Consider the following 8,054-nt stretch of genomic DNA (forward strand, 5'->3'; position numbering starts at 1 on the left):
TCCTGTCCCGTCCTCCACCCATGATCATCCAGGATCAGACCACCGTTGACCGGCGCGATCCTGGATGATCATGGACGAGGCGGAGGGCCTACGCTAGCGGATCTCACAAGTGACGCGCATCCAGTCCATCTGGAACGCTGACGTGTCACCGTTGTTCCCGGAGGACCACAGCCGCACCTCCGGATCGCTGTCCCGGTCCTGGATGGTCCAGCGGGGCGCCGGTGTCCACCCCGTTGCGGAAGAGCTTCGCCTCTCCGCCGCTCGAGGTGTCGACCCGCCAGGAGGCTCGGTCGCCGGCGTTATTGCGCTGGTAGATCCGGCTCCACGAGGACTCGCCTTTCTTGATCGTGTAGACGCCGTCCTGCTGGATCGCCAGCATCAGCCGTCGGCTGCGGTTGAGCACGCTGATGGCGAGGCTGGTGCCGTACCCGTTCGACGGGTTGAGGGTGCTGTAGTCGGTGACCTCGGCACGGAAGTCGACCGAGAAGTCGCACCGGTCCGGCAGGTCCTTCGAGATGGCGTTCTGACCGGTCGGCGGGCTGGTGATGTTCAGCTCGCCGACCGGGTTGATCGATCCGCCGGCCTGGAACGGTTCCCAGCCCGCCAGGTCGTTCCACATAGTGGAGACGAGATTCTGTTCCACGCTGACCCAGTTGACGCTCGCGCCGGCGGGTTCGGTGCTCGTACCCGACGTGGAGAGCGCGGTGCGGATCGGCTCCGAGCTGAGCGGCGTCTGCCACTCGACATCGGTGTCGATCGAGTCGAGGTAGAGCTGCGCGGTGCCGTCCGGTTGGACGACCACCCGGTAGTGGTGGTCGCTCGTACCGATGGTGGTCGGGTGGATGAGTTGCCAGCCCGATGACCCGGCCACCTTGGCGTAGATCCCGTCGGTTTGCGCCGTCATGGCCAGCAGCCTGGTGCCGTTCGCCACCTCGAGCGTGAGGTTCGCGCCGGCTCCGGTGGCCGGGTCGAGCGTCGTCGCCGAGGTGATCCTCCCGCTGAAAGCCGCGATGAATGCGCCCTGGTAGGCGTGCTCCTGCTCGACCGAAGTGGTCGTGCCCGCGGCGTTCGACAACTCCAGACGGCCACTGGTCACCCCCACGGAGCCACCGTTGGCGGCTGTGTCCCACGAGGTCGTGTTCCCGCCGTCCCAGTTCTCGTTGATGCCGGTGAACGCGTCGGAGATGTCGAGCTTGGCGACCTTGACCGCAGAGGTGTCGTGCTCCCACACCACGAAGAACTTGCCCGGAGCGTACTCATCGGCCATCGCATACGTGTCCCAGCCTGCGCTGTGCGGCCGGTCGACTATCGGCGGGCCGTCGGCCAGGAACCGTCCAGGCCCCCACGGCTGATCCTGCTTCTTGACCTTGTAATTGAGGATGGCCCGGAACTCCTCCGGGCGGGTCTCGATCGGGCTGGGGAACCGTCCGCCCATCGTGTTGTAGATGGCGAGGAGCTGACCGTTCGAATCCTTGGTGACATAGCCCTTCGTGCCCATGTTCGGGATGTTGGGGTCGAGTTCCAGCGGCGACCAGGTGAGCCCGCCGTCCGTGCTCTCCGTCCGGGACATGTAGACCGGCCCGGTGAGATAATCCTCGGCCGGGAACGCGACCCGGTTGAACATCAGCAGCTTGTTCGGATCGTTTTGATCGACGACGAGCTGGTTCTCGCCCGACGCCGTCTCGAGCGGATCGGGCGCGTACGCGCCGGCGGTCCAGTTGACCATGTCGGTCGATCTCATGACGGCGACCTGCCCGCCCTTCCAGAACGGCACGGTGTGGTAGCCGTTGTGGTAAAGCGGACGCCCGGCGACGACGAAACCGTCCGGCACGTTGGCGAACGACGCGGAGTGGTTCTGCCATGTCTGGCCACCGTCGGTGCTCTTCTTCATGAAGTTGGTGACCGGATGGCCGTTGTGCGAGCTGGCGGGCGCGCGGCCGAGAAACGCGTATAGGTCGCTTCCCACGCGGTAGAGAATGACGTAGTGCCACCCGTAGGTGGAGTCTTTCGGGGCAAGTGTCTTCGGTGCGCTCCAGGTCTGGCCACCGTCGGTGGAGTTCGCGTATCTGATCGCGCCGTTGTCGTATTGCCCCGCCGTGTTGCCTTCCCGCCAGGCGACCACGACATTACTCGGGCTGGTCGAGATGATATCCGGAGTTCGGATGCCGTCACCGTCGAGCAGCGTGAGGTCCGAATGGACGGTTACTTCGTTGGTGAAACTCTCGGCGTCGGCGCGCAGCGGACCGCCGAGAGTTGTCGCAAGTACACACAGGATGGCCCCGAGTGCCGCGAGGGCGAGCACGCGCGGGTGTAGTCGTCGATGGGCATTCGTCATGGTCAAGGACACCCTTTCCGTGAGGTTCAGGCAGGCGACGACGCAGGGTGTCCTCGGCGGGTCGCGACCCCTTCGCAGCACAGACATCGGAGCGCGTGTCCGTTCTCGTTGCTGGTACCGGAGTCCCCCGTCCCGAGCAATGTATCATTAATTTACACTCTATTGGCTTGTTCAGAAGTTTTTTCTTCTCACTGCACGGCGCGGGCCCCTGTTCATGACGTCGCTAGCGTCGCCAAACTGCAGCCTCGATCACGCTTTCCGACGGTGGCCTGCCGTTCGCGCTGTCCATCGACGACCCGTCGGGTTGTGCTCCGTGCTTCGTCGCCGCGGATCCCACCGGCTCCTCGCTGCACATGACCAGCACGCTGGCAGCGATCGGACACCGGGCGACTCGGCACGACAGGCCCGTTACCTCCAGACGCCGCCGGACCGTTCTCGTAGCTGTGCGGCCGGGAAGTGCATGCCACCGGCAAAGTTCACGCCACCGACCATGGTGCCCAGCACGCGGATGTCGGCCAGCCCTTCGGGTTCGTCGACGCACTGGTACGGATCGGTGTCGAGCACCGCGAGATCGGCGTACTTGCCCGCCTCGACCGTCCCGATCTCATGGTCCATCTTCAGCAGGTAGGCGCCACCGACCGTGATCGCCCGCATCGCCTCGTCGAGCGTGATCCGCTCCGGCGCGCCGATGGTCGCGCCGGACTCGGTGCGGCGGGCGATCGCATACATCGCGGTCAGCAATGGATTCAGGGGCGTGACCGGCGCGTCGCAGTGCAGTGAGATCGGCACACCGCAGCGCAGGGCCGTTGCGGCGGCGTTCATCCGGCTCGCCCGGTCCGCGCCTAGGGTGATGCCCACGTGCTGATCGCCCCAGTACCACAGATGGTTGGAGAAGATGTTCGCGCACGCTCCCAGCTCGGCCATCCGCCGGTACTGTGCAGGCGTGCTCAGCTGGGAATGCGTCACGGTATGCCGATGCCCAGGCCGCGGACTCGTGCACAGCACGTCCTCGAGTGTGTCCAGGAAGACCTGCGTGGCCTCGTCTCCGTTGCAGTGCACATGGATCAGCAGTCCGGCCCGGTGGTACGTCCGGAACGCTTCGGCGTACAACTCGGGCCGTTGAACCCAGAGCCCGTTCTCGTCGCTCCCGAGGTAGCCAGGCGGCTGCAGCCGAGCGGTGAACCCCTGGATGGAGCCGTCCAGCATGAGCTTGATGCCGCCGTAGCGCATCTTCGGACCGTTGTGCGCGCGCAGCTCGGCGACCCTGGCCGCCGCGTCCGCGTACGACGGCACGCCGCCGCCCGCCAGGAACTGCGAGATGCGCGCGGGATAGTCATCAGCGTCGACAACGGACCGCCAGCGACGCACGGCCGCGTCACTGGCCGGCTCGGCACTGTTCAGGTCGGTGAGCGTCGTCGCGCCGACGTCGCGCGCCATCGCACCGAAGGCCCGCAAGGCGTCCGCGTCCATGGTGAGCACGTCCTTCTCCCAGCGGTGGAAGAGCGAGCTCAAGCCCATCGCTTCGGGTTCGCGCAGCTCGCCGGTGAGGCGCCCGGAACCATCCGTCACGACACCGTCGCCACCGCCCGGCGGCGCCGTTGCTGATGCCGATGCCGTTGTGTCGATCCGGTCGAGCGCCATCGCCGCCGAGTTCAGGGTGAGTATGTGCAGGTTGGCATGCATGACCATGATCGGCCGCGTGGCAGACACCCGGTCGAGCGCCGCCGCGCTGAGCCGTTCTCCCGGCAGGTGGATCGGGTCCAATCCCCAGGCGAACAACGGCTCGGCCGGATCGCCCAGTGCTGCGTCGGCACGGGCCAGCTCGGCGAGAACGTCGTCCAGCGTGCGGCACGCCGCCGACCACTCACCGTTCGGCATGCGCCGCGGATAGTGCCCGACGTACGTTCCGCGCCACATCGCTCCTGCGGCGACGTGCGAATGTGCTTCCACGAAACCCGGCATCAGGACGTGGTCGGTATATCGTCGGTCGATGCGCGCCGGGCCGTAGCTCTGCAGCTCCTCCACCGTTCCGACGGCGCGGAACCGATCGCCGACGACGGCAACCGCCTCCGCGACCGGGCGTGCCGGATCCATGGTCCGCACCAACCGTGCCGGATAGATGACGGTTTGCTGCTGCGTCATTCGCGACCCCTTCTCCCTCATGGATGCACCATGGACCGTCGCGGACCCAAGCCGCCGAGCTATGACGGATGTACCGACGGCCGACAGCCACTGACGCCACACTGCCATGCACCGCGCTCGCTGCACCTGCCGACACCGAGATGACTGCGACAGGGCGGAGAAGCCCAGCCGGTACACTTCCTGAGGCGGAGTTGCATTCGGGTCGGTTCGGGACGATTATTTAGAGCGAGCATTCGTTTTATGGGAGAGTTATGAGCGCCGTCGTGGTGGCGATCCTGCTGTCCATCGCGGCCGCTCAGACCCACGCGGTGACGGCCGTGGTGCAGGAGCGGCTGGCCTCTCGCGTGGGCGGCGCTCGGTTGCTACGCCGACGCCGCTGGTGGATTGCGGTCGGCCTTGCAGTGGTCGCATCCCTGCTGCGTGTCGGGGCGTTACGCTACGGTCCGCTGACCGTCGTCCAGCCCTTGAGCGCCTTGAGCCTGGCCCTCGCGCTTCCCTTGCGTGCCATGCTCGTCCGGCACCGGGTCAGCGCTGCCGAATGGCACGGCGCAGGGCTCACGGTGGTCGGTATGGCCGGTCTGCTCCTGCTCACCGCATCCGGAGAACCGGCGCGCACGCTAAGCGACCTGCAGGTCACGATCCTGAGTGTGGGGACGTTCGTCGTCCTCGCGGCGTTGCTCACCGCTGCATTCGCCGCAACCGCTCGACCCGTCAGCAGAAGCCTGCTGCATGCGGTCGGCGCCGGGGTGGCCTTCGGCGTCGGCTCCGCGATCGCTCAGACCGTCGTCGTCGAGACCGCGCGCCAGGGCGCCGGTGCGCTGGTGAGCCCGGCCACCGCAGTGGTGTTCGTCCTTGCCGGTGGGGCCATGTATCTGGCCCAACTCGCCTACCAAGCCGGGCTCGCCGCACCGTTGGCGACGCTGACCCTGATCAATCCCGTGATCGCGGGCGTGATCGGCGTCACCCTGCTCGGCGAGCAGTACAGCGCCGGTCCGGTGGGCACGACTCTCGCGGTGGTGGCAGGAGCGGTCGCCGCTCGGGGCATCATGGTCCTGACCATGGCTGGAAGCCGCAATGGTGGTCGCATCATGATCGAGCCGGAGGCCGAGGCGGCGGTACGATAGGACCGCAGCGGCGACGTAGGCACCCATCGATCGATTGGCTGCGCACTCACTGGCGCAGCTTGCGGATCTGCCAGCATACGGCTCCGACAGCGAGCCAGACGATCAGCAACACGAGACCCACACCGGCAAATCCCGCACCGACGACCATCTCGGCGGATCTGTCCTCCTGTCCCGCTTCCGTGTCTACTGCGTAGGTGCACAAGCCCAGGCCGACTGTCGTGGCGACCAAGCCGATGCCGACTATCACGGTCAGCCACGGGTTGGACGGCGTTCTGGTCACAGGCTGGACGTAGTGATTCATGGTGCGTATCCCCCTTACTGCCACCGATACGCTGCCGCGACTGTTTCCAGCTATGCACACGATCAGCGGCAATCACAAGGGTCCGACCGTCCCTTTACCGTTTTGGTGTCTCAACATTCAAGACATGCGGAGCCGTCCGTGTGCGGCGACGCCGAGTCCGTGCCGTCAGAAGGGCGGGATTTCGTCGTCTTCGGGGCGGACGCTGAGGCGTTGTTCGCTGGTGCTTGTCGTCGTGTCCTCCTCCGCGGTGCGGTTCGTGCCATCATCGGGCTCCGTAGTGCCATCGGGGTCTGTGGTTTCGCCGGGGTCTGTGGTTTCTCCCGTGTGATCGGCGCTATCGGCGTGGCGATCACGCTGGTCGGCGGTCGCGGTGGCTTGGCGGATGCGGCGTAGTTTCTCGGCCACACGCGCCGCACTGCCGTGCCCGCCGTCGCCAGCACCGTCACTGTCGTCGTTGGTGTGGTGGTCGTTCCTGGTGGTTGCGGGGTGGGGGTTGGGCAGGGTGGGGATGATCGCTGGGGCGCGGTTGGTGTAGCGGTGTCCGAGCGGGCTGTGCCAGATGGTGGTGCCGGTGTCGGGGCGGTGGGCTTTCCAGCCGCCGTCGTGGCGTAGGCGGTGGTCGTGGCGGCATAGGCAGGCCAGGTTGCCCGCGACGGTGAGCCCGCCGAGGCAGAATTCGTGTTCGTGGTCCTGATCCGCCCGTACGGCGGGCATCCGACACGTCGGATGCGTGCAGCAGCGGTCCCGGATCTGGATATGCCGGCGCAGCCCCGCCCCGGCCCGACGCCGACGCACGCCCGCGTCCGCCTCCGCACCGTCACCGGAACCCGTCCCCGCTCCCGACCTGGAACTCGAACCCGCCCCCGCGCCGGAGCCGAAGCCCGTACCGGCGCCAGACCCGGAACCCATCTCGCTCCCGGTGCCGTCGCCGGAGCCCGTACCGGCGCCGGAGCCGGAGCTCGTCTCGATGTCGGAGCTCGTCCCAGGGCCGGTCTCGGAGCCGGTGGTGGTCTCCCCGGCGGTGGCATCAGAGTGTTGGCGGGCGAGGTCGGTGATGACCGCGGCCCAACGGGCACACTCCTGCACCGGTATCTGGGCGTGGGCAGGCTCGTCCGCCGCCCGGGTGTCCGGGTCGGCGTTCGCGTCGGTGTGGACGAGGGCGGCCAGGCGGGCCAGCATCGAGATGGTGACATGCAGTTCGAGGATCCCGCCACGGCGGGCATCCCGACGCACCACTTGCCCATCCGGTGAGCGGGGCCGGGCGGTGGTGATCCCGGTCTGGATCAACTGCCCGTCGTCGTTGCAGATGGCAAACCGCCACTGCGCCGAATGCATCCGTGCCGCGATCTGGCGGGCCACGGCGGCGGGAACGAAGTCCCAGGCGGGGATCTCACCAGGGTACTCGTCCACACCGAGCAGGCTCGCCAACCCGATACGCAACTCCGGCACCGACCAACCAGACACACCCACAACCGTGCCCGGACACGACGATGTCGTACCCGCACCCGCACCCGCGCCCGCCGCGGCAGCTTCAGCGGCCGCGTTGTCGCCGGCAGGAGTGCTAGTCGCACCGATACCGGTCGCGCCTGCGCCGGGCGTGCCCGTGCCAGCCGCACCTGCGCCAACAGTGCCCGTGCCGGGCGTATCGGTCTGGCCGGCAGGGCCGGTCGTGCCTGCGTCATCGTGAGGATCGGACGTGTTCGTGCTGGTCGGGGCAGCGCTGGAGGAACCACCACGACCGCCCGGCCGGCCGGAGCCACGGCCCGCACAGCCGCCGCCAGGTCCGCTGCCGTCGCCCTGGTCGTCGGAACCACCAGGCCCGTCGCCGCCGTCGTCGCCGCCGTCGTCGTCGCCGTCGGGGTCGCTGCCGTTGCCCTGGTCGTCGGAACCACCGGGGCTGTCGGGGTCGTCACCGTGGCCGTGGTCGTCGCCGGTGCCGTTGTCGGGGTCGTTGGTGGGACGGTCGTTGCCGTTGCTGGTGGCGGTGCCATCGCCGCTGGGACGGCCGGTCCCGCCGCTGTCGGCGGTGGTGGTGTCGTCGGTGAAGGGGTGGTTGAGGATGTGGGTGATGATCTGGTCTTCGTCGAGATCTTCCAGACTCCCGTCGAGCATGCCCAGGAACAGATCGACCCGGATGTGGTCGATCTTGCGG

Annotated in this window: 5 protein-coding genes; 1 reads left to right on the forward strand and 4 read right to left on the reverse strand. The window is 67.5% G+C overall.

Annotation, left to right across the window (positions count from 1 at the left end; genetic code table 11):
- Window positions 1-145 precede the first annotated feature (145 nt).
- Window positions 146-2,335, reverse strand: coding sequence for a sialidase family protein (locus tag G1H10_RS25275; RefSeq protein ID WP_163743169.1), 2,190 nt, complete (start codon window positions 2,333-2,335; stop codon window positions 146-148).
- Window positions 2,336-2,743: 408 nt separating this feature from the next.
- Window positions 2,744-4,477 (reverse strand): amidohydrolase, encoded by a 1,734-nt coding sequence (locus G1H10_RS25280; protein ID WP_163743171.1) that lies wholly within the window; start codon window positions 4,475-4,477, stop codon window positions 2,744-2,746.
- A 251-nt stretch (window positions 4,478-4,728) separates the two neighbouring features.
- Here G1H10_RS25280 and G1H10_RS25285 point away from each other — a divergent pair, with 251 nt between their 5' ends.
- The gene (locus tag G1H10_RS25285; RefSeq protein WP_163743173.1) at window positions 4,729-5,601 is read left to right on the forward strand and encodes a DMT family transporter; all 873 of its coding nucleotides are present in this window, start codon (window positions 4,729-4,731) and stop codon (window positions 5,599-5,601) included.
- A 46-nt stretch (window positions 5,602-5,647) separates the two neighbouring features.
- On the opposite strand, the gene G1H10_RS25290 is transcribed toward G1H10_RS25285, so the two are convergent.
- Both G1H10_RS25290 and G1H10_RS34155 read right to left on the reverse strand, forming a co-directional pair.
- On the reverse strand, window positions 5,648-5,902 hold the full coding sequence (locus G1H10_RS25290; RefSeq protein WP_163743175.1) for a hypothetical protein: 255 nt from the start codon (window positions 5,900-5,902) through the stop codon (window positions 5,648-5,650).
- A 165-nt stretch (window positions 5,903-6,067) separates the two neighbouring features.
- Window positions 6,068-8,054 (reverse strand): HNH endonuclease signature motif containing protein (locus tag G1H10_RS34155; protein WP_163743177.1); only part of this gene is annotated, 1,987 nt, incomplete at its 5' end.

It is taken from the genome of Phytoactinopolyspora halotolerans (assembly GCF_010550675.1).
In the GTDB taxonomy this organism is placed as follows: Bacteria; Actinomycetota; Actinomycetes; order Jiangellales; family Jiangellaceae; genus Phytoactinopolyspora; species Phytoactinopolyspora halotolerans.